Here is a 22905-nt window from a genome sequence, read left to right on the forward strand (position 1 = left end):
GTTCCCATCCCGAACACGGCAGTTAAGCTCTTTTGCGCTGATGGTAGTTGGGGGTCTCCCCCTGTGAGAGTAGGACGTCGCTGGGCATAGAAAAGAAGTCGTTACCGATTCCGGTAACGGCTTTTTTTGTTTTGCTGAGAAGGATATTGATACTAGATTAATCTATTCTTTACAGGATAAAATTTCTTGTCCCCAAAAAAGAACTTACTTTAAAAACCATATTTAATTATTCTAAATAGTTTTTCTTTTGTCAGTTTCTTGACACACCATATCCGCGCTGATAACCTTACAATAATATTTAAAAGGAAGCAGGAGGCGCGTCTACCTATGTGGGAATCGAAATTTGTAAAAGAAGGCTTAACGTTTGATGATGTATTGCTTGTCCCAGCTCATTCGGAAGTTTTACCGAAAGATATTGATTTGGCAGTTGAGTTAACCCCAACCCTTAAGTTGAAAATTCCAGTGATCAGTGCAGGTATGGATACAGTAACGGAAGCTAAGATGGCTATTGCTATGGCTCGCCAAGGCGGATTAGGAGTCATTCATAAGAATATGAGCATTGAAGAACAAGCTGAACAGGTTGTTACTGTAAAACGCTCAGAGAATGGCGTTATTACCGATCCTTTCTTTTTAACTCCAGAACATCAGGTTTATGATGCAGAACACTTAATGGGCAAATATCGGATTTCAGGTGTGCCGATTGTGAATAATGAAGAAGAACTAAAGCTTGTGGGAATCATCACGAACCGTGATTTGCGCTTTATTCAAGATTACTCTTTGAAAATCAATGATGTCATGACAAAAGAGAAGTTAGTCACTGCGGCTGTAGGAACTACGTTGGAAGACGCTGAAAAAATTCTGCAGCAATACAAAATTGAAAAATTGCCGATAGTCGATGATAAAGGCGTGCTAAAAGGATTAATTACCATTAAAGATATTGAAAAAGTGATTGAATTCCCGAATGCTGCTAAAGATCAGCACGGCCGTTTACTTGTAGGCGCTGCAGTTGGCGTCACTTCAGACACAATGAAGCGTGTTGAACAGCTGGTAAAAGCTTCTGTTGATGTCATCGTTTTGGACACGGCTCACGGCCATTCAGCAGGTGTTTTGGGCATGGTACAACAGATTCGTTCCGAGTACCCGGAATTGGCGATCATTGCTGGAAACGTAGCGACTGCTGAAGGGACAAAAGCTTTGATTGAAGCTGGCGCTGATGTGGTCAAAGTCGGAATTGGCCCTGGATCTATCTGCACGACACGAGTGGTGGCAGGTGTCGGTGTTCCTCAAATTACGGCCGTTTATGACTGCGCTACGGAAGCACGCAAGTATGGTAAAGCGATTATCGCCGATGGCGGAATCAAATATTCCGGAGATATTATCAAAGCATTGGCAGCTGGCGGACACGTCGTTATGCTCGGCAGTCTATTGGCAGGTACCACTGAAAGCCCAGGAGAAACTGAAATTTTCCAAGGCCGTCAGTTTAAAACATACCGCGGCATGGGATCGATTGCTTCCATGGAAAAAGGCTCAAAAGACCGTTATTTCCAGGACGATGCGAAAAAATTAGTTCCGGAAGGCATTGAAGGCCGCATGCCATATAAAGGGCAGCTTTCTGATACGATCCATCAATTGCTTGGCGGCATCCGTGCAGGAATGGGTTATTGCGGAACAAAAGATTTACAGACATTGCGTGAAGAAGCACAATTTATTCGTATGACGGGCGCAGGATTGCGCGAAAGTCATCCGCATGATGTGCAGATCACTAAAGAATCGCCTAACTACTCAATTTGATGTATCTTTCAGCACCTTTTCCATCAATTAACTGATGGAAAAGGTGCTTTTTTCATGTTTTTATTTTTAGGTCCAAAGAATATGATAAAATAGCATGTGGAATCTTATAGACGGAGGTATTCAAACTAGTGAAAAAGGTTTTTAATAAAGGTGTATTACTGGCTTTCATGGCTGTACTGACATTGACTGCTGTTGTTCCGCAGAAAGCACAAGCGGAAGAATCACTGAATATAATGGCAGAAGCTGCTATTTTGGTGGATGCTGAAACGGGTAAAATTCTTTACGAGAAAAATGCTGAAAAGCCTTTAGGGGTTGCCAGCATGACAAAGATGATGACGGAATATTTATTGTTCGAAGCAATTGAAGAAGGCCGGATTACGTGGGACCAGGAATACGAAGTGACGGATTACACATACCGGATATCCCAGGATATGCGTTTGAGCAATGTACCGTTGCGTGAAGACGGTGCTTACACGATCAAAGAATTGTACGAAGCGATGGCTATTTTTTCAGCGAATGCAGCAACTATCGGCATAGCAGAGACAATTGCCGGAACTGAAAGTGAATTTGTTCGCCTGATGAATAAAAAAGCAGAGGAAATGGGCTTAGAGGAAACAACATTCGTCAATTCAACAGGCCTTAGTAATTCAAGTTTGATGGGCATGCATCCGGAAGGCACCGACGAAGCAGATGAGAACATCATGACGGCGCGTTCAGTTGCCAAAATGACAAAGATTCTGCTGGACGATTATCCGGAAGTATTGGAAACGACAAAAATTCCAGTGATGAATTTTCGCGAAGGAACTGCGGATGAAACACGGATGGAAAACTGGAATTCGATGCTGCCAGGATTGATCTATGAATATGAAGGCGTAGATGGCTTAAAAACAGGAAGTACGGATTTTGCAGGCTATTCGTTTGCAGGAACGGCGAAACGTGAAGACACGCGTTTTATAGCGGTTGTCATGGGAGCAGTGGACAATGAAGGCGCAGGGTCTTACAAGGCTCGATTTGATGCGACACGTGCATTATTCGATTTTGGTTTTGGTCAATTTACGAAAGAAGAAATCATTCCTGCAGGCTATCAGGTTGAAGGGCAGGAAACTTTAGCAGTTGAAAAAGGCGTAGAAGAAGAAGTGGCGATTGCAGTAAAAGAGCCGGTGACGATGATGATTCGAACAGCCGATAAGGAATTATATCAACCGGAATTGCTCTTGGACGAATCAGTTGTGGAAAATGGCAAATTGGAAGCCGGGATCGAAAAGGATCTAGTTGTAGGAAAGCTCCAGCTGACGAAAGCAGATGGAACGGAATACGGCTTTTTAAACGGCAGCACCAATGAAATCGAAGTGGCAACTATTGAAGCTGTAGAACGGGCCAATTGGCTGTCTTTGTCGATGCGCAGTGCCGGAAGTTACTTGTCTTCTCTATGGGACGATGCAGGTACTTTTGTTAAAGGTTTATTTTAATAGCGAAAGCCGTTCATCCTAAAAAGATAAACGGCTTTTTTTTAATGGATTTCCCAACTGGCCATTAATTCAATAATGCCGGAGTGGATCTCTTCCTCCGATAGTCCGCCGAATCCCAAAACAATTTTCGGCTGTAAACTCTCTCGTTTATGGACATCGTAGGATTGCATGCCGGTGACGCGGATGCCAGCTTGTTTTGCCCGTTTTACCAGCTCATTTTCACTCAAAGTGGTTTGAATGGTCAGCACAATATGCATACCTGCCTGTTCACCCGAGACTGTGACGGCCGGAGCAAATAAAGCCAATGATGCGCTTAGTTGTTTGATTTTCTTCTGATACAATTTGCGCATGCGGTTCAAGTGGCGTGCGAAGTGGCCATCTTTCATAAACTTGGCGACCAGCTGCTGATCATGTCTTGGAACTGACGAAGAGTAATGAAAAAATGTTTGCTGATAGGGCCGCAGCAGCCGTTTGGGCAAAACCATGTAGGCAATGCGCAGGGAAGGCATAAGTGATTTGGAAAAAGTACTGATGTAGATGACCCGATCGCTCAAATCCATGCTCTGCAAAGCAGGAATGGGCCGGCTCGTGTAACGGAATTCACTGTCGTAATCGTCTTCGATAATGTAGCGCTCGGGTTTAGCGGCGGCCCAGTTGAGCAATTGCGCTCGTTTGGTGGCACTTAGGACAGATCCTGACGGAAACTGATGAGAAGGTGTGACATAGGCGACATCTACAGCGGAAGCTTCCAACTCACTGACATTGATGCCGTCTTGGTCCAGCTCGATAGGTATTGCCTGACGGTCATGATGGCTGAAAATACTATGGGTCAACGCATACCCCGGATTCTCATAGCCATAAACAAGCGTTTTATCGAGCAGACGAATCAACAGCGGCAATAATTGTTCGGTCCCGGAGCCGATGACAATCTGTTCTGCATCACAGACAACCCCGCGGGATTGATACAGATAACGGGTAATTTCCTGACGCAGGGCATCATCTCCTTGAGGATGGCCGGATAATAACAATTCATGATTGGATTCATCCAGTATATCGCGTGTCAGCTTGCGCCAGGTGACAAATGGAAAAGAGCGGGTATCAATGCTGCCAGAGTTGAAATCCACTTTGTAGGAAGTGGTTTCTTTGATAACTGGCTCGTCATGAGAGACGTCCAAATAAGCCAGTTCTTCAACAGGCTGGGCATAAAACCCTCTGCGCGGCCGTGATTCAATAAACCCTTCAGCGACCAGCTGAGCATAGGCGAGTTCAACAGTCGTTTGGCTAATATGCAGATAGTCCGCCAGTTTCCGCTTGCTGGGCAATTTGGTATCGACAAGTATAGTGCCATCAATGATGGCTTTTTTTATTTCACGGTAAAGCTGCTTGTAAAGTGGTATTGGTGACTGTTTTTGAAGTTGAAACATAAGCATATCCATATGGTTTCCTCCAACTGACCCTATTGAAATGAATAGAACTGAGTCTTTTTATATGGTCAATCTCTATTATACTGAATTTATCAACAAATAGGAGGAATTATTAAATGAGCCAACATGGAACAGATCGTGTAAAAAGAGGAATGGCCGAAATGCAAAAAGGCGGAGTGATCATGGATGTGGTCAATGCGGAACAGGCGCGCATAGCTGAAGCTGCAGGTGCCACTGCAGTAATGGCACTTGAACGTGTTCCTTCCGACATCCGGAGAGACGGCGGAGTTGCTCGCATGGCAGACCCGCGCATTACGGAAGAAGTGATGAAGGCCGTATCGATTCCGGTCATGGCGAAAGCCCGCATTGGCCATATTGTAGAAGCACGCATCCTGGAAGCGATGGGTGTCGATTACATAGATGAAAGTGAAGTGCTGACGCCAGCAGACGAAGAATTTCATTTATTGAAAAATCAATATACAGTGCCATTTGTCTGCGGCTGCCGGAACTTGGGCGAAGCCGCGCGCCGAATTGGTGAAGGAGCTTCCATGCTGCGCACAAAAGGTGAACCCGGAACAGGTAATATCGTAGAAGCGGTCCGTCATTTGCGCCAGGTGAATGCGGAGGTGCGGAAAGTAATTACGATGAGTGAAGATGAATTGATGACAGAAGCTCGTAACTTAGGAGCTTCTTATGAATTCCTGAAAGAAGTGAAAAGTTTAGGCCGCTTGCCGGTAGTCAATTTTGCGGCTGGCGGAGTTGCAACTCCGGCGGATGCTGCTTTGATGATGGAATTGGGAGCTGACGGTGTATTCGTTGGTTCGGGTATCTTCAAGTCAGATCAACCTGAACGTTTTGCACGGGCGATTGTGGAGGCAACTACCCATTACCAAGATTATCAATTGATTGCAGAGCTGTCCAAAGACCTCGGCATTGCGATGAAAGGCATTGAGATGTCTACGATTGCTGCAGGAGAACGTATGCAGGAGCGAGGCTGGTAAAGATGAAAAGAGTCGGAGTTCTGGCTTTGCAAGGGGCAATTCGGGAGCATCTTCAGTCGATCACAGCATGCGGAGCGGAAGCTGTTTCTGTAAAATGGCCAAAAGATCTTGAATCGCTGGACGCGTTGATTTTGCCGGGTGGTGAAAGCACGGCTATGCGTCGTTTGATCGATCGTTATGGCTTAATGGAGCCGCTTCGGGACTTTGCCGCAACCGGTAAACCGATGTTCGGCACCTGTGCAGGATTGATTCTGTTGGCTAAGACAGTGGCCGGTTTCGAGGAAGCACATCTGGGTGTCATGGACGTTGCAGTTGAGCGGAATTCGTTTGGTCGGCAAGTGGACAGCTTTGAAGCGCCGCTTGAAATCAAAGGCTTGGATGGAGCTTTTGAAGCGGTCTTTATCCGGGCTCCGCATATTGTCAGTGCTGGACCATCTGCTGAAGTGTTATGCGTTCATGACGGGAAAATCGTTATGGCAAAAAGCGGCCGGTTTTTGGGCTGTTCCTTCCACCCGGAATTGACTGACGATCACCGCATCACTGAGTATTTTTTGAGTATGATTCCGCACAAGTCAGACCTTCTCTTGCCAAATTAATCAATATATAGTAAAGTATGATTAATTTCAAAGAAGAAACGTTGATGGGAATTAGTAAAGCGATTGTTTTTCCAAAGAGAGCCGGTGGTTGGTGCGAACCGGTGAAAAACGCGTTTGAATCCGCCCCGGAGTTGCATGGCGAAAAAAGCCATTGCCGGTTTTAATGCCGTTATGTGATGAAGAGGATTGGCTTATGCCGATCAATCAGGGTGGCAACGCGGGTAGCTCTCGTCCCTTTACCAAGGGATGGGGGCTATTTTTGTTGTCTTTTTTTATAAAAATTCGAGGAGGAAACACTATGTTGGATATTCGTTTTGTACGTGCGAATTTTGAAGAAGTAAAAGCCAAACTGGCAAAGCGCGGAGAAGATATTTCAGTGCTTGATAATTTTGAAGGATTGGATTTGAAACGGCGCGAGTTGATTGCGCAGACCGAAAAATTAAAAGCGGAGCGCAACGAAGCGTCTCAAAACATCGCCGCCATGAAACGGGCAAAAGAAAACGCGGACGAAGCCATTGCAAAAATGCGCGAAGTCGGAGAAGGGATCAAAGCCATTGATGAAGAGCTTCGGGAAGTGGAAGAAAGCTTGAACTATATCATGATGCGTGTGCCGAACATTCCGCATGACAGCGTTCCGTTCGGTGATTCAGAAGACGATAACGAAGAAATTCGCACTTGGGGCGACAAACCCGAATTCGGATTCGAAGTAAAGCCGCATTGGGATCTCGGGACTGATTTAAACATCATTGATTTTGAACGTGCAGCTAAAGTGACCGGGAGCCGCTTTGTCTTCTACCGGGGGCTTGGGGCACGACTGGAACGAGCTTTGATCAACTTTATGATGGACCTTCACCAGGAAGAGCACGGCTACGAAGAAATTCTTCCGCCTTACCTGGTCAACCGGGAAAGCTTGACTGGTACGGGACAATTGCCGAAGTTCGAAGAAGATGCTTTTTTAGTGGAGAAAGAGGATTACTTCCTGATTCCAACATCAGAAGTACCGGTCACTAACTTCTATCGTGATGAAATTCTCACAGCGGATATGCTGCCGCAGGGGTTTGCTTCTTATAGCGCGAATTTCCGCTCTGAAGCGGGTTCTGCGGGGCGGGACACGCGTGGGTTAATCAGACAGCACCAATTCAATAAAGTCGAACTGGTACGCTTTGTAAAGCCGGAGGATTCTTATGAAGAATTGGAGAAATTGACCGGACATGCCGAGAAAGTGCTGCAGCTTTTAGGCTTGCCTTACCGCGTTCTGAAGATGTGTACAGCCGATCTTGGCTTCACAGCTGCCAAGAAATACGATATCGAAGTCTGGATTCCAAGCCAGGACACATACCGGGAAATTTCTTCTTGCAGTAATTTTGAAGATTTTCAAGCAAGACGTGCAAATATTAAATTCCGCCGGGAAACTACCGGCAAACCTGAATTCGTTCATACCTTGAATGGCAGCGGACTGGCCATTGGCCGGACTGTAGCAGCTTTGCTTGAAAATTGTCAGCAGGAAGACGGTTCAGTCAAGATTCCGGAAGTGCTGCAGCCTTATATGGGCGGAAAAACGGTCATCAAGTAACAAAAAGGCTCAAAAGCAATTTGCTTTTGAGCTTTTTATTTGGAGAAAAGGGTAAGGAATAGATAAAGAGAAAGAGAGGAAGGAGTTATTGTCATGGAAAACCTGAGCTTTCGATATATTGAGACGAACGGCATCAAACTCCATATAGCTGAAGCAGGCCCAGAAGAAGGACCTTTAGTTATATTGCTGCACGGCTTTCCGGAGTTTTGGTTTGGTTGGAAAAACCAAATTCAGCCTCTTGCGGAAAAAGGATACAGGGTAGTAGCACCTGATCAGAGGGGCTACAATTTAAGTGATAAGCCGGATGGCATTGACAATTATACGGTTGATCACCTGCGGGATGATGTAATCGGCATCATCGAATATTTTAAAAAAGAGACGGCCATTGTCATTGGACATGATTGGGGAGGCGCCGTGGCCTGGCATTTGGCGGCAACACGCCCTGAATACGTAGAAAAACTCATTGTATTGAACATCCCGCATCCTAAAGCTATGCCAAGGGTACTGAAGAAAAATCCATTGCAGTGGATGAAAAGTTCCTATATCGCCTTTTTCCAGCTGCCTAATCTGCCTGAGAAGGCTCTCGGAATGGGAGAGTTCAAAACGATGCAGCATAGCATCGAACAGACCAGCAAGCCGGACACTTTTTCAAAACAGGAAATTGAGCAATACAAAGCAGCATGGTCGCAATCCGATGCACTGACAGCAATGCTTAATTGGTACAGGGCTATAAGAAGAGGCAGTTTGAGACAAGTGCCCGAGACGAAGATTAAAGTGCCAGTCAGAATCATTTGGGGGCTGGGTGATCAGTTCTTGTCGCCCATGCTAGCGAAAGAAAGCATGTCTTTTTGCGAAGAAGTCAATTTGGCCTTTGTTGGAGAAGCCACTCATTGGATTCAGCATGAGCAGCCGGAAATTGTCAATCGGCTGATTGAGCAATTCATCAGCGAATAAAAGCGGAAGACCCTATGATTGGGTCTTCCGCTTTTGTTTTTTGGCTTCCCGCAGATTCCGGAAAAACTGTGTCAGCAGCTGTCCGCATTCTTCAGCAAGGACATTTTCTGTTACTTGGCATTGATGATTAAAGCGCTCATCGTTTAGCAGCCGATACAAGGAATCCACGGAACCGGCTTTGGCATCACGCGCTCCATAGACTACATGGGGGATTCTAGATTGCAGTATAGCGCCTGCACACATTGGACAGGGCTCTAACGTAACGTAAATCTTTGTGTCCTCCAACCGCCAATTGCCGAGATGCTGACAAGCCTGCTGAATCGCTAATAATTCAGCATGAGTGACTGCATTTTGCGTCGTTTCCCGAAGGTTGTGGGCACGCGCAATTACCTGGTCTTGATAGACGACGACAGCACCGATTGGGACTTCTCCTTTAGCACCTGCTTTTTCTGCTTCTTCAATTGCCAACCCCATATAAAAATGATCTTTTTCCATTCCGTTCATGATGCATCGCTCCTTGTTTATAGTGTAGCATTTCGAACAACAAAAAAGACTGAAAAAAGCCAGGCAGACAAAAACCAGAGAACAGCGTAAAATGAAGAGACGAGAGTAGGGAGTGATTCATGGGATGAAACAACATAAAAAGGAAAAGCCGCTGCATTTTACGATCCGTTTTATTTTTATTTTCATCGGCGCCACAATGGCAGCTGCTGCCATCGAGTTATTTCTGGTACCGAATGCAATCATTGACGGTGGAATTATCGGTATTTCTTTGATATTGGATTATTTGACTGTGATTCCTTTTGGCGTATTGCTGGTCGCCATCAACTTGCCGTTTCTGTATTTTGGCTATAAACATATCGGCCGCAATTTTTTTATCTCTTCTATTTTTGCCATTGTTGCGTTAGCGCTGATTGAAATTCCTATGCATAAGATTGAACCATTTGTGGAAGATCCGCTTCTTGCGACCGTATTTGGGGGGCTGCTTCTCGGGGCAGGTGTCGGCATTGTCATCCGCAACGGCGGTGCACTGGACGGAACGGAGATTCTCGGGATTTTATTGACAAAGAAATTGCCGTTTTCGGTCGGTGAATTTGTCATGTTCTTCAATGTTTTCATTTTTGGGTGGGCTGCATTTGTCCTGGGTATGGAGCAGGCCATGTATTCGATTCTAACCTATTATATTGCATCAAAAACCATCGATGTGGTCATACAAGGCTTGGATGATACAAAAGCGGTGCTGATCATATCGGAAGAGTATGAAGAAATCGGTTTGGCCATCAATGATCGTTTGGGCAGAAGCTTTACCAAACTGCATGGCAAAGGGGGCTATCTTAACTCGCCAAAAGACGTGATTTATGTGGTGGTCACCCGTCTTGAAATCACCAAGCTTAAACAGATTGTAGCAGACATAGATTCCAAAGCCTTTTTGACTATCATGGCGACTCAGGAAGTCCATGGCGGAACTTTTAAAGCGCCAATCCATTAATCAGAATGTCGATTTTTCACTCTACTTTTAACTGAGGCGGTATGTTAAAATAAATGGCATTGCAATTTACTTGAATCGAAAAAGGAGGACTTCGCATGCCGGTGCCATTCATCACGGTAGAAGGTCCGATTGGTGTTGGGAAGACTTCGCTGACCAAAGCACTCGCCGATCAAAATCAATTTCAGCTGTTGAAAGAAATTGTTGACGAAAACCCGTTTTTAAATAAATTTTACGAAGATATAGAAGAGTGGAGTTTTCAGACAGAGATGTTTTTCTTATGCAATCGCTATAAGCAATTGGCGGATATCCAGAAGAAGTTTATTTCAAATCGGGAGCCGGTCGTAGCGGATTACCATATCTTCAAAAACCTTATCTTTGCGAAGCGTACATTGCCGGAAGCTGAATACGCTAAGTATGAAGCCATTTACAAGATCCTGACAGTTGACATGCCGAAACCGAATATGGTCATCTACCTGCATGCCAGCTTGGATACATTGATGAAGCGCATCAAATTGCGCGGCCGTGAATTCGAACAAATGATTACGCCGGAATATATGGAGCAGCTTGCTGCCGATTACCACGAGTTCATTGAACGATTTGAGCGGGAGCATCCAGAAATACCTGTGTTGCGCTTTAATGGTGATGAAATCGACTTTGTTCAAAACAGCGGTGACCTTCAGCTGATTCTGGATAAAGTGGATGGAACTTTACAAAAGAGGAGTTTGACCTTATGAACTTACGAGAAAAATACGGTATTCCACAGAATGCTGTAATTACGATAGCCGGTACAGTGGGTGTCGGAAAATCCACGATGACGAAGGCTTTGGCGGATGCGCTGCAATTCCGCACGTCGTTTGAAAATGTGGATACTAACCCATACTTAGATTTGTTTTACGAGGATTTTGAGAAATGGAGCTTCCATTTGCAGATTTATTTCCTGGCCGAACGCTTTAAAGAGCAGAAGCGGATGTTCGAATATGGGGGCGGATTTATCCAAGACCGTTCAATCTATGAAGATACCGGTATTTTTGCGAAAATGCATTGGGAAAAAGGCACGATGAACAATGTGGACTACGAGACTTACACTAATTTGTTCGAAGCAATGGTCATGACGCCTTATTTCCCTCATCCGGATTTGCTTATTTACCTGGAGGGTTCCATTGAAGATATTTTGTCCCGTATTCAAGAACGCGGCCGTGCTATGGAGCAGCAGACGCCAGTGGATTACTGGCTGGAAATGCATCAGCGTTATGAAAATTGGATTAATTCCTTTAATGGATGCCCTGTATTGCGCCTGAATATCAACGATTACGATTTGATGAACGACCCGGATTGTTCCGAACAAATCGTCGAGCGCATTGGCAGCTTTATGAAGCAGACTTCGATTCTACGCAAATAAAGAAACCCTTGAGCAGCAATGCTCAAGGGTTTTATTCATATTTCCCGGGAAATAAAAGAAGGCATAAAAAAAACGAAAGGCAAAAGCCTTCCGGTACTCTATATCGAAATAATCAGACATGCAAGTGTTAAGAAAAATTCGTTACTTGCGTAACGAATCCAATCTCGAATTTATATGCGCGTGTAAATTCAAAAAATGGAGGAGGAAGAGGGATTCGAACCCCCGCGGGATTTGACTCCCCTGTCGGTTTTCAAGACCGATCCCTTCAGCCAAACTTGGGTATTCCTCCGTATCAGACAAGAAATAATTTATCATGAATTTAAAAGAACGTCAACAGTTTCAACGAAAAAAAGTTATTTTTTTAAAAAGACCTAAAAGTTGCTGAGCGGTATGTGATGCTCAATCGAGATAAAGAAAGAGCCGTACGCATTCGAATGCGTACGGCAGGAGTTAATAATTCGGTTGCTTTTCACCAGATTCGATTTCTTCGATATAATGGCAGGCCGCTTCATGGCCTTCCTTCATGGAAGAAGCAGTCCGGAGTACAGGTACCTCCACTTTGCATTTCGCTGTGGCATACGGACAGCGTGTATGGAAGCGGCAGCCGGATGGCGGGTCAATCGGAGAAGGAACATCGCCTCTTAAGACAATGCGTTCTTTCTTTTTGTCCGGATCCGGTACAGGAATAGCTGAAAGCAGGGCTTTGGTATACGGATGCTTAGGGTTTTCAAATAAGCTGGTCTTGTCGCCGATCTCCATGATTTTACCAAGGTACATGACAATGATGCGATCAGAGATGTGGCGGACAACGCCCAAATCGTGAGAAATGAACAAATAGGTCAGTTTGAATTCTTCTTGAAGCTCTTCCAACAAGTTCAAGACTTGCGCTTGTATAGAGACGTCCAAAGCCGAAACGGCCTCGTCACAGATGATCAATTGCGGATTGACCGACAGCGCCCGGGCAATGCCGATCCGTTGGCGCTGGCCACCCGAAAATTCATGTGGAAACCGGTCCGCCTGATAAGGCAGCAATCCGACTGTTTCCAATAATTCCTCTACACGATGCCGGCGTTTATTGGCTGGCAGTACTTTTTGTATTTCCATCGCTTCTGTTAAGACAGAGGCTACGGTTTGGCGCGGATTGATCGAAGCATAGGGATCCTGGAAAATAATCTGCAGGTCTTTCCGGTAATTTCGCATTTGCCGCTTGGAAATATCTGCGAGATTGACACCGCGGAATTCCACTTTGCCTTCCGTCGGTTCTTCTAAACGTAAAATTGCACGTCCAGTCGTTGACTTCCCGCAACCGGATTCTCCCACGATGCTGACAGTTTCTCCTTCATAAACGGTAAAGCTGATATCATCTACAGCTTTTACATGGTTCACCGTGCGTCCGAGAAAACCGCCTTTAATCGGGAAGTACTGTTTCAGTCCCTCGACTTTTAGCAATTCTTGTTTCTCCATAGATATTCACCTCCGATTCTCCATCCCATTCTTCTGAATAAATCCAGCAACGGACTTGATTGCCTTTTTCGTCTGTTTCAAGCTGCGGCATTTTCGCCCGGCATAAATCAGTTGCAGCGGGGCAGCGTGGTGAAAAGCGGCAGCCAACAGGCATATCATGAGGACTCGGCACATTGCCTTTGATCGGTTCGAGCTTGTCCTGTTCAATATCATGGCGCGGCAAGGACTTTAAAAGTCCGATGGTATAAGGTAGTTTCGGATAATGGAAAAGGGAGCGGATGTCTGCATATTCCACTACTTGCCCGGCATACATCACCGCTACGTAGTCACAGGTTTCCGCGACAACTCCTAAATCGTGTGTAATGAAGACAACCGACATGCCAAGCCGGTCCTGCAATTCTTTGATCAGCTCCAGTATTTGAGCCTGTATGGTCACATCAAGCGCGGTGGTTGGCTCATCTGCAATCAATATCTCGGGGTCGCAGGCAAGAGACATGGCAATCATAACTCGCTGCCGCATGCCGCCAGACAGTTCGAAGGGATAGTTCTTAACGCGCTTATCGGGTGATGGAATGCCGACAAGTTTCAATAACTCCACCGAGCGGATATGTGCTTCTTTTTTAGACATGTTTTGATGCAGCATCAAAGCTTCGCCAATTTGCTGCCCCACTGTATAAACCGGATTTAATGAAGTCATGGGTTCCTGGAAAATCATCGAGATTTCATTGCCGCGCAGTTTCCGCATCTGATCTTCCGAAAACTTCAGCAGATCTTGGCCTTTGTAGAGAACCTCACCCTCTTTGATTTTTCCGTTGGATGCCAGCAAACGAAGAATGGATAGGGAAGTGATGCTTTTCCCGGAGCCGGATTCACCGACAATGCCGATTGTTTGGCCTTTCGGCAATTTGAAGCTTACTCCGTCAACAGCACGAACTTCGCCGGAATCCGTGGCAAATGACGTTTTTAGGTTTTTCACTTCTAATATGATTTCTGGAACGCTCATTTTGTTGACACCTCATTTCTAATTCAAATCAATTCGTTTATTCAGCAAACGATAAGAAATATCGACAATCAGGTTAACCAGTACAAAGATAACGGAAATGACCAGCACGGTTCCTTGGACAACCGGGAAGTCACGGGTGCGGATCGCATCGATTGTCAGACGCCCCATGCCATTAATGGCAAAAATGGTTTCCGTCAGTACAGCTCCTCCAAGAAAGCCGCCAAATTCAAGTCCTACAACTGTAACGACCGGAATCAGTGCGTTTTTCAGAGCATGACGATAAGTCACTAAACGCTCGGAAACACCTTTTGCCCGTGCAGTCCGTATGTAATCCTGACCAACGACTTCAAGCATCGATGAGCGCGTCATACGGGCAATAATCGCTGCACCGCCGGTTCCAAGTGTCACCACCGGCAAAATGATCTGGCGCCATGAATCTCCCCAGCCGGAAGGGCGCATTTTCAGGAACTCCAGCGACTCGGGCATCCAGTTTCCTATGGCAAACCATTGGATCAGCAATAAACCGAACCAGAAGTTTGGCATGGATAAACCAAAGAGGGCGACGATCATAATACTCGTATCGGCCAATGTATAATGCCGTACTGCCGAAACGATTCCGGCGATCAAGCCAAGAAAAACTGCCAGAATGGTTGAGTAGAAGGCTAATTCAAAAGTGACCCAAAAGCGGGAGGCGATTTCTTCCATAACCGGCCGACCGGAACGAATGGAAGAGCCCAAATCTCCTTGCACAGCATTTCCGAGGAAATTACCGTATTGTACCGGTATTGATTCGTTGAGGCCTAAACGTTCGCGAATATTTTCAACCGTTTGTTCAGACGCACCTTCACCAGCAACAATTTGCGCAGGATCTCCGGGGACAAGGTGCATAAGCGAGAACACCAAAATGGTCACCCCGATTAGAACTGGAATCGTCTGGAGAAGACGTCGGATAATGTATTTTGTCAAGGTTTTGCACCTCCCTTAGTTTCTCATTTTTGGATCCAGCGCATCGCGTATCCCATCACCGAAGATGTTGAAAGCCAGAACGACAAGCACAATCATCAATCCTGGGAATAATGCCACGTGACCGGCTTCGTACATGTATTGACGGCCTTCGTTGAGCATCGCGCCCCATTCTGGAGCAGGGGGTTGTGCCCCGAGCCCGAGAAATGCAAGTCCGGCTCCGGTTAAGATGGCCGTAGCGATTCGAAGAGACGCTTGAACGATAATTGGTGACAGGATATTGGGCAGGATATGCTTGAAAATAATTCTGAAATCTGATGCCCCAAGCGCTCGGACGGCATCAATGTATTCCAGTTTCCGGACCGATAGTGTAGAGCCCCGGACCACCCGGGCAAAAGCAGGAACTGAGAATATACCGACGGCAATAATAACATTTGTCAGGCTGCCGCCTAATACCGCTACAATAGCGAGCGCCAATAAAATACCAGGGAAAGCGAGAAGAACATCCATCAACCGCATGATGATCGTGTCGACGCGCCCTCCGTAATAACCGGAGACGATTCCAAAAATTACACCGACAACGCCGCCAATGAATACAGAGAAAAAACCGACATATAAGGTCAGACGCGTTCCAAAAATTACACGCGTGAAAATATCCCGCCCGTAACTGTCAGTACCGAACCAATGTGCGGCCGACGGTCCTTGCAGCTTATTGCCCAAATCTGTTGCATTGGGGCGGTAGTCAGTGAAAGTGGTCAAAATCCATGGGCCGATAAAGGCCATAAGAATGATTAAAAGGATTAGTACACCCCCGGTGACGGCCGCTTTGTTTTTGAAGAATCTGCGCCAAAATTGTTTATAGCTTTCTAGGCGCGGATTTAATTTCTCGGTGGTGACGGGGGGGTTCACTGTTTCTTCACTCATGAAAAGCACCCTTTCTTAATAGAAATAAAATTTTGACTAATTAGTTTTTTTAATTTTACTAAATTAATTTGAAGAATGATAGGTGCCAACCATGGTCTATTCAAATAAATAAACGAAAAAGAAGAAAATTAGACGGGGATGATCTGTAATTCTTTTGTGGCGGTTGTCAGATTTTCATAGCCGTCCTCTGTAATCACGATAAAGTCTTCGATGCGTACACCGCCAAATCCAGGAATATAAATTCCTGGTTCCACTGTGATGACCATGCCCGGTTCCAAGACGGTATGGTCAGTGGCGCGCATGGCCGGACTTTCATGGACAGCCAGACCGATAGAATGGCCAAGGCTGTGGCCGAAATTTACACCGTATCCAGCCTCTGCAATTACTGAGCGGGCCAAATGATCAAGTTCAGAACAAACTTTTCCTGGACCTATGGCTTCTAATGCCACTTCTTGCGCCTGTCGGACGATGTTATAGATTTCCCGCTGCTTTTCAGAAGGTTCTCCAATTACTACAGTTCTTGTGAAATCTGTGTAATAGCCATTTATCTTTGCACCAATGTCCATTTTCACAAAATCCCCTTTTTTGATAATGCGCCCTGTAGCTTGACCATGGGGCAAGGATGACCTTTCACCAGAAGCAATTACGTGATTTTCTTTAATGCCATCTGCACCACCTCTTCTCATAAAGAATTCGAGTTCCAATCCCAATTCTTTTTCTGACATACCGGGCCGAATAAAAGAAAGAATATGATTAAATGCTTGGTCACATAAAGCGATCCCTTTCTTAAAATAACCAATTTCTTCTTGATCTTTAATCATGCGAAGCTTGTATATGGCTTCTTCGCAATTAAACAAGTTTAAAGAAGGATTCAGGTTTTCGATTTCTTTAAAGTCCTGGACCGGCAGTTTTCCGAATTCAATGCCCATTTTTTGTATAGTATGCTTTTTGACGTAACTCATAATGACTGGATAAACGTTTCGCTCATGATTGATGATTTCAAAATCTGGCGCTTCCTCCCGCGCTTGATCCATATAACGGAAATCGGTCAGCAAGTAGTTTTTTTCTCGGGTGATAAGGAGTACCCCGCTAGAGCCTTTAAATCCAGAAAGATAAAATCGGTTTTCCGGAGAAGTAATCAAAACCGCATCGCTGCTTTTCATCTGCAGTTCTTTCCGTAAGTTTTCATTGCGTTTCATTATCAAAGCGATTCCTCCCTTTTTCAAAATAAGGAACTTTAAAGTCTGTTAATAAGAATATTTGCATAAATTACGTAATTACACAAGAATATGAACAAAAAGATTGTAAATTTATATAATTAGTTTCTATTGTAAAGCATTTGACATTATGATAATATTTTTATCATAAATAATTTAATAAATTTAAACATTCAATCAACTAAAAGGGGATGAAATGAAGATGGCGCTATCGAAAAAAACAGTTTGGCCGGTTTTATTATTGATGTTGGCTCTTTTTTTGACTGCATGCGCAGGAGGAAGCGACTCGAGTGAAGGCGAGAGCAATCCAGAAGGCACTACCGGTACAGGCGAAGAGGCGCAAGGCGGAGATTTAATTCTGGCAGTTTTATCAGATGCTTCTTCTTTGGATCCACATGGAGCAAATGACGTGCCGTCCTCTGTGGTGCAGGAAAACATTTTTGAAACACTTGTCCAGACAGATGAAAACAGCGAAATCATTCCTGGCCTTGCAGAGTCATGGGAAGCGATTGATGAACTGACTTGGTCATTCAAATTGCAGGAAGGGGTTACCTTCCATGACGGAGAAGCGTTTAACGCGGAAGCTGTAAAAATGAATTTGGATCGAATCCGTGATGAGGAATTGGGTTCACCGCGTGCAAATCTCTTTGCGATGATTACGAATGTTGAAGTGGTTGATGAGTATGAAGTGGAAATTACAACCGAATACCCATTTTCACCATTGCTTTCTCACCTTTCCCACAACAGTGGGGGGATGATTTCTCCAGCTTCTATCGAAGCCGATTACGAAGCGATAGCGAATGGAGGAGATCCATTCTCTGTAGTTTCCGAAAATCCAATCGGAACCGGCTATTTCAAATTTGAATCCTGGAATGCGGGCTCTGAAATACGACTTGTGAAAAATGAAGATTATTGGGACGATCCGGCCAATGTAGATTCTGTTACGTTCCGAGTAGTGCCTGATTCTCAAGTGCGTGCAGCGGATCTTGAAACCGGAAATGTGCACATCATCGATCCAGTTCAACCGAATGAAGTGGCACGGATAGAAAATTCCGGCGTTGCCTCTGTATTGCGTACACCATCTTCCAGCTTGGCTTATCTCGGATTTAACGTGCAGAAGGAACCGTTTGACGATCCGTTAGTAAGACGTGCGATTTCCTACGCAATTGATCGCGAGGCGATTATCAGCGGAATTTATGAAGACTATGCTATTCCGGCAATCGGGCCATTAGCACCAGGAATCTTTGGATACACGGATGATATTGATACCATTGAATACAATATGGACGAAGCGCGATCCCTTCTGGCAGAAGCGGGAATGGAAGAAGGCTTCACAACAACCATTTGGACGAATGATAATCCACAGCGTCAAGCAATTGCTGTCCTTGTGCAGGAAGCTTTGGCTCAATTGAATATTGAAGCTTCTATCGAAGTACTGGAATTCGGTGCTTATCTGGATCAGACAGCTGCTGGTGAACATGACATGTTCATCCTTGGCTATTCTAACCCGACAGGCGATGCCGATTATCAAATGTACGGCCTGTTCCATACAGAACAAATCGGAAATCCGGGGAACCGCTCTTTCTACTCCAATCCAGAAGTGGATGCGCTGCTTGATGAGGGGCGCAGAGCAACCGATCCTGAAGAGCGTGAAGAAATCTATGCGGAAGTTGCACAACTTCTGACCAATGATGCTCCAATGGCGTTCTTGTTGCACCAGGAATATTTGAATGGTGTAGCGGATACGGTGTCAGGTTTTGATATCGATGCTGCGGGTATTTACAAACTCAAAGATGTAAGCATCAGCCAATAAATTTTTCATCTACTACAATTCGGTCCTGCCTTTACAGGCAAGACCGAATTTTTTTCTGCAGAAAAATAAAAATTTTATATTCTTTACTTTGTTTTTAAAACTTACTGCTTCAGCTATAAGCTCATCAACTCTCTATTCTATGCAAGAAAATATAGTGATCCACTTTACGGCGAATCTCCAGCAGACCAGTTTAAGCGAACATTCATGTTTTATTAGTAAACTTATCGTTTGATTTTTTCGGGAATAATTCGTATACTAGTAAATGCCGTGCTAGGTGGGAAGATAGCGGTGTCCTGTAACCTGCAATCCGCTTTAGCAGGACTGAATTCCTTTCTGAGGCTGTTTGCATGTAAGGTCTGCCTCTTGCACGTAGTGTTGACATCTGGGTCCTGCGCAATGGGATCCCATGAACCATGTCAGGTCCGGAAGGAAGCAGCATTAAGTGGAACATTCTATGTGCCGCGGGATCGCCTAGATCGAGCCAGCGACAAGGGTAACGCTTATGTGCAGCAGTCGAAGAAAGGTGCACGGCAATAATTTATAAATTTCAAGCCTGTCCGCTATTGAAGCGGGCAGGTTTTTTATTGTTTCATTCCCCGAATCGTCACTTGATAGCCGGGGAAATCGTTCAGAAGAACCGGCTTTTTATGATACAATAAAAGGACGAAAAACAGATTCTTTAAAAGGAGAGAACAAGGTTGGCGTATCAAGCTTTTTACCGTGTTTACAGACCACAGTCTTTTTCTGATATGACAGGTCAGACGCATGTCAAACAGACCCTTCAAAATGCTCTCCTTTACAATAAGACGACACATGCTTATTTGTTCTCGGGACCGAGGGGTACAGGAAAGACCAGTGCGGCTAAGATATTTGCCAAAGCGTTGAATTGTGAACAGGCTCCGACAGCGGAACCATGCAATGAATGTGCTTCCTGCAGAAGCATCAACGAAGGATCCAATACCGACGTCATCGAATTTGACGCAGCTTCCAATTCACGTGTTGAAGAGATGCGCGAGATTATCGAGAAAGTCCGGTTTTCGCCGGCTAATTCCCGTTTTAAGATTTATATCATCGATGAAGTGCACATGCTTTCAAACAGTGCTTTCAATGCTTTGCTGAAAACACTGGAAGAACCGCCGGAGCATGTAGTCTTTATTTTGGCGACGACAGAGCCTCATAAACTGCCCTTAACGATCATTTCCCGCTGCCAGCGCTTTGATTTTAAATCGCATACACAAGTGGACATTGTTTCACGTATGGTGGAAGTGTTAACGGATGCCCAGATTCCTTACAACGAACAGGTGCTCAAAATCATTGCTCAGGCCGCTTCAGGCGGGATGCGGGATGCGTTGAGCCTGTTGGATCAGGTGGTATCCTTCAGCGGCGACGAGATGACGGTCGAAGATGCGCTATTGGTCACCGGCTCCATCAGCCAGGATATGTTTTACGGTATTGCGGAAGCTTTGCTTGCCAAAGACATTGGCCAGGCGTTGACGCTGCTTGAACAATTGGTGCGTGATGGCAAGGACCCGGTGCGGCTGGTTGAGGATTTCATTACGTTCTTCCGTGACCTGCTATTGATTCAAACGGCTCCAGACCTTCACGATATGTTGGAGTTAGCAGCGCATGAACCGCGTTTTGAAGAACTAGCCAAACGTTTCGAGCCAGTAATGCTTTACAGCTGGATTGATATTTTATCCAAAACCCAGCAGGAAATGCGGTTTTCCAACCATACAAAAATCTATATGGAAACCGCTCTGCTAAAAATGGCGCAGGCAGACGCCCCGGTCCAAAGCTCGGCTTCTGCAGCATCACCTGAGCTGGAAGCAAAAGTTATTCAGCTGGAAAACCTGGTGCGTGAATTGCAGCAGCAGGTGAAAAATGGAGCGGGCAGCAGCACAGCAGCGGCACCGACTGAACAGAAAAAACGTCAACGTGTACAAAGTGGCTTTAAAATACCGACAGGGCGCATTCAAGATGTCTTGAAAAATGCAACCAAGGTAGATATTCAAGCCATTAAGACCAATTGGGCAACAGTGATGAGCCAATTGCAGCGTTCGCATTCGGCTTTATTGAATGATGCGGAGCCTGTAGCGGCATCAGCGGATGCATTTGTGTTAAAATTCAAGTATGATATTCATTGCCAGATGGCTTCTGAAAACCAGACCTTTGCCGCAACCTTCAGCCAGTTGCTGGAGCAGTATGCAGGCAAAGCCTATACACCGGTTTTTGTTCCGGACGCCAGTTGGTTGAAGATCCGTGAAGAATTTATCAATAAAAGCGGGTTGAAGGCAGGCACTGAAGAAAAACAGTCAGAGGCTGAAGAAGAAAATCCGTTTTCAGGCGAAGGAGCAGTGGCGGAAGAAGATCCGTTCATTTCTGAAGCCGAGCGTCTTTTCGGAAAAGACTTTGTCGAAGTTCATGACGATTAAAATGAAAATTCTAAGGAGGAACTAATTATGCGCGGTGGAGGAAATATGCAAGGCATGATGAAGCAGATGCAAAAAATGCAAAAAGAGATGGCAGTTGCCCAAGAAGAACTGGGAACATTGAAATTCGAAGGAGCAGCTGGCGGAGGTATGGTCAAAGTCACTGTATCCGGTCATAAAGAAGTATTGGATATCGTATTGGATCCTACAGTGGTAGATCCTGAGGATGTTGAGATGCTGCAGGATCTTTTGGTTGTGGCTACAAACGAAGCGTTTAAAAAAGCGGATGAACATGCGAATTCCACAATGGGGAAATTCACGAAGGGCCTAAATCTCCCGGGCATGTTCTAGGAGGTAAACCAGATGCATTATCCAGAACCTATTTCGAAATTAATGGAGAGTTTCATGAAATTGCCAGGAATCGGGCCGAAAACAGCGGCTCGACTGGCATTTTTTGTACTTGGCATGAAAGAAGACACGGTGCTTGATTTTGCTAAAGCCCTAGTCGATGCAAAGCGAAATTTAAGTTTCTGCTCAGTATGCGGACATATTACCGATGTAGATCCGTGTCATATCTGTCAGGATCAACAGCGGGACCGGACGACAATCTGTGTAGTCCAAGACCCGAAAGACGTAATTGCGATGGAGAAGATGCGCGATTATAAAGGTTTGTACCATGTGTTGCAGGGTGCTATTTCTCCAATGGATGGAATTGGTCCGGAAGACATTAACGTGCCATCCTTACTGAAGCGTCTGCAGGATGAAGAAGTAGAAGAATTAATTTTGGCAACAAATCCAACTATTGAAGGTGAAGCGACGGCGATGTATATTTCACGTCTTGTAAGACCTTCAGGAATCAAAACCACTCGGATTGCCCACGGCCTACCAGTAGGCGGCGATTTAGAGTATGCCGATGAAGTGACCTTATCGAAAGCATTAGAAGGTCGGCGCGAGCTTTAACTATAAAAGCAAGAGCCATGAACAAATTCTTTCCGCTTTCGGTAAATGGTAAATATTCTGATTAATTATGTTTCTTGTATAATTGTAAGTAGGGATGGATTCACCTGTTTATGAAAAGAAGAAAAGAAAGAAATTGAGTGAAGAGGTCTTATACGGCCTTTCGTTTAATTTCTTTTTTATCTCTTCTTTATAGAAGGAAAACGGTATTCTGTAATGAATGTTTTACAAATATAATTTTATTTGCCAAAAGTGTTGACAGTCTGAAAGATATGCTTTAATATCATAGGAGTCGTCAAGAACGGCGCAACAAACTGAACCTTGAAAACTGAACAGCAAAACGTCAACAAACAGCAACGGCCGCGCAAACGGCCCGCGCAAACCTACTGATCAGCTCATGCAGATCAAAGCGAATCGCGCGTCTTCGGACGGCGATGCG

The 22905-nt window shown here is 45.1% G+C and carries 20 protein-coding genes, 1 tRNA gene, 1 rRNA gene, 1 other RNA gene and 1 other annotated feature; of the genes, 15 read left to right on the forward strand and 8 right to left on the reverse strand.

All coding sequences use genetic code 11. The features are described from left to right. From rrf to FQV26_RS18535, 3 genes are all read left to right on the forward strand, one after another. A 5S ribosomal RNA gene (gene rrf, locus FQV26_RS18525) occupies nt 1-86 on the forward strand; the annotation flags it as partial. 241 nt (nt 87-327) lie between these two features. Beyond that, entirely contained in the window at nt 328-1791 is a 1464-nt protein-coding gene (gene guaB / locus FQV26_RS18530) for an IMP dehydrogenase (RefSeq protein WP_146559573.1), read from the forward strand. 128 nt (nt 1792-1919) lie between these two features. Beyond that, nucleotides 1920-3260 carry a serine hydrolase gene (locus tag FQV26_RS18535; RefSeq protein WP_397431711.1) on the forward strand — a complete coding sequence of 447 codons (1341 nt, stop codon included), beginning with the start codon at nt 1920-1922 and terminating at the stop codon, nt 3258-3260. Nucleotides 3261-3301: 41 nt separating this feature from the next. Here FQV26_RS18535 and pdxR read toward each other — a convergent pair whose 3' ends face one another. Continuing rightward, nucleotides 3302-4696, reverse strand: coding sequence for a MocR-like pyridoxine biosynthesis transcription factor PdxR (gene pdxR / locus FQV26_RS18540; RefSeq protein WP_146559575.1), 1395 nt, complete (start codon nt 4694-4696; stop codon nt 3302-3304). A 104-nt stretch (nt 4697-4800) separates the two neighbouring features. Between pdxR and pdxS the strand changes: the two genes are divergently transcribed. The 4 genes from pdxS to FQV26_RS18560 all read left to right on the forward strand — a co-directional run bounded on the left by pdxS (nt 4801) and on the right by FQV26_RS18560 (nt 8808). Beyond that, nucleotides 4801-5685 (forward strand): pyridoxal 5'-phosphate synthase lyase subunit PdxS, encoded by an 885-nt coding sequence (gene pdxS / locus FQV26_RS18545; protein WP_146559577.1) that lies wholly within the window; start codon nt 4801-4803, stop codon nt 5683-5685. A 2-nt stretch (nt 5686-5687) separates the two neighbouring features. Next, complete coding sequence (pdxT, locus tag FQV26_RS18550; protein ID WP_146559579.1) at nt 5688-6281, forward strand: pyridoxal 5'-phosphate synthase glutaminase subunit PdxT; 594 nt, start codon at nt 5688-5690, stop codon at nt 6279-6281. Between the two features lie 32 nt (nt 6282-6313). After that, nucleotides 6314-6520, forward strand: a binding site (T-box leader). Between the two features lie 59 nt (nt 6521-6579). After that, nucleotides 6580-7854 (forward strand): serine--tRNA ligase, encoded by a 1275-nt coding sequence (gene serS / locus FQV26_RS18555; RefSeq protein ID WP_146559581.1) that lies wholly within the window; start codon nt 6580-6582, stop codon nt 7852-7854. 93 nt (nt 7855-7947) lie between these two features. After that, nucleotides 7948-8808 (forward strand): alpha/beta fold hydrolase, encoded by an 861-nt coding sequence (locus FQV26_RS18560; protein WP_146559583.1) that lies wholly within the window; start codon nt 7948-7950, stop codon nt 8806-8808. A 12-nt stretch (nt 8809-8820) separates the two neighbouring features. Here the strand turns inward: FQV26_RS18560 and tadA are convergent, their stop codons facing one another. Beyond that, the gene (tadA, locus tag FQV26_RS18565) at nt 8821-9312 is read right to left on the reverse strand and encodes a tRNA adenosine(34) deaminase TadA (RefSeq protein ID WP_146559585.1); all 492 of its coding nucleotides are present in this window, start codon (nt 9310-9312) and stop codon (nt 8821-8823) included. Between the two features lie 124 nt (nt 9313-9436). Between tadA and FQV26_RS18570 the strand changes: the two genes are divergently transcribed. The 3 genes from FQV26_RS18570 (at nt 9437) to FQV26_RS18580 (ending at nt 11696) form a co-directional block, all read left to right on the forward strand. Then, the gene (locus FQV26_RS18570; protein ID WP_146559587.1) at nt 9437-10297 is read left to right on the forward strand and encodes a YitT family protein; all 861 of its coding nucleotides are present in this window, start codon (nt 9437-9439) and stop codon (nt 10295-10297) included. Between the two features lie 95 nt (nt 10298-10392). Continuing rightward, entirely contained in the window at nt 10393-11031 is a 639-nt protein-coding gene (locus FQV26_RS18575; RefSeq protein WP_142830899.1) for a deoxynucleoside kinase, read from the forward strand. After that, nucleotides 11028-11696: a deoxynucleoside kinase gene (locus FQV26_RS18580; protein ID WP_146559589.1), complete on the forward strand. Its 669-nt coding sequence runs from the start codon at nt 11028-11030 to the stop codon at nt 11694-11696. The genes FQV26_RS18575 and FQV26_RS18580 overlap by 4 nt, the downstream gene beginning before the upstream one ends. A 196-nt stretch (nt 11697-11892) precedes the next feature. Here the strand turns inward: FQV26_RS18580 and FQV26_RS18585 are convergent. The 6 genes from FQV26_RS18585 to FQV26_RS18610 form a co-directional block, all read right to left on the reverse strand. Beyond that, nucleotides 11893-11985, reverse strand: a tRNA-Ser gene (locus FQV26_RS18585). A gap of 161 nt (nt 11986-12146) precedes the next feature. After that, on the reverse strand, nt 12147-13160 hold the full coding sequence (locus tag FQV26_RS18590; protein ID WP_146559591.1) for an ABC transporter ATP-binding protein: 1014 nt from the start codon (nt 13158-13160) through the stop codon (nt 12147-12149). Then, entirely contained in the window at nt 13105-14163 is a 1059-nt protein-coding gene (locus FQV26_RS18595; RefSeq protein WP_146559593.1) for an ABC transporter ATP-binding protein, read from the reverse strand. The genes FQV26_RS18590 and FQV26_RS18595 overlap by 56 nt, the downstream gene beginning before the upstream one ends. Before the next feature lie 18 nt (nt 14164-14181). Beyond that, nucleotides 14182-15129 (reverse strand): ABC transporter permease, encoded by a 948-nt coding sequence (locus FQV26_RS18600; protein WP_146559595.1) that lies wholly within the window; start codon nt 15127-15129, stop codon nt 14182-14184. 15 nt (nt 15130-15144) lie between these two features. Continuing rightward, a complete protein-coding gene (nikC, locus tag FQV26_RS18605) occupies nt 15145-16050 on the reverse strand; it encodes a nickel transporter permease (RefSeq protein ID WP_146559597.1) in 906 nt (301 codons plus the stop codon). A gap of 128 nt (nt 16051-16178) precedes the next feature. Continuing rightward, the gene (locus FQV26_RS18610; protein WP_146559607.1) at nt 16179-17249 is read right to left on the reverse strand and encodes a M24 family metallopeptidase; all 1071 of its coding nucleotides are present in this window, start codon (nt 17247-17249) and stop codon (nt 16179-16181) included. A 220-nt stretch (nt 17250-17469) separates the two neighbouring features. Between FQV26_RS18610 and FQV26_RS18615 the strand changes: the two genes are divergently transcribed. The 5 genes from FQV26_RS18615 to recR all read left to right on the forward strand — a co-directional run bounded on the left by FQV26_RS18615 (nt 17470) and on the right by recR (nt 22469). Further along, nucleotides 17470-19080 (forward strand): glutathione ABC transporter substrate-binding protein, encoded by a 1611-nt coding sequence (locus FQV26_RS18615; protein WP_146559599.1) that lies wholly within the window; start codon nt 17470-17472, stop codon nt 19078-19080. A 265-nt stretch (nt 19081-19345) separates the two neighbouring features. Then, an RNA gene (gene ffs / locus FQV26_RS18620) (signal recognition particle sRNA large type) lies at nt 19346-19611 on the forward strand. A 167-nt stretch (nt 19612-19778) separates the two neighbouring features. Further along, nucleotides 19779-21512: a DNA polymerase III subunit gamma/tau gene (gene dnaX / locus FQV26_RS18625; protein WP_146559601.1), complete on the forward strand. Its 1734-nt coding sequence runs from the start codon at nt 19779-19781 to the stop codon at nt 21510-21512. Between the two features lie 27 nt (nt 21513-21539). Further along, a complete protein-coding gene (locus FQV26_RS18630) occupies nt 21540-21860 on the forward strand; it encodes a YbaB/EbfC family nucleoid-associated protein (RefSeq protein ID WP_146559603.1) in 321 nt (106 codons plus the stop codon). A gap of 12 nt (nt 21861-21872) precedes the next feature. Beyond that, the gene (gene recR, locus FQV26_RS18635) at nt 21873-22469 is read left to right on the forward strand and encodes a recombination mediator RecR (RefSeq protein WP_008497656.1); all 597 of its coding nucleotides are present in this window, start codon (nt 21873-21875) and stop codon (nt 22467-22469) included. Nucleotides 22470-22905: the final 436 nt, after the last annotated feature.

Source organism: Planococcus sp. CPCC 101016 (assembly GCF_007859295.1).
GTDB lineage: Bacteria > Bacillota > Bacilli > Bacillales_A > Planococcaceae > Planococcus.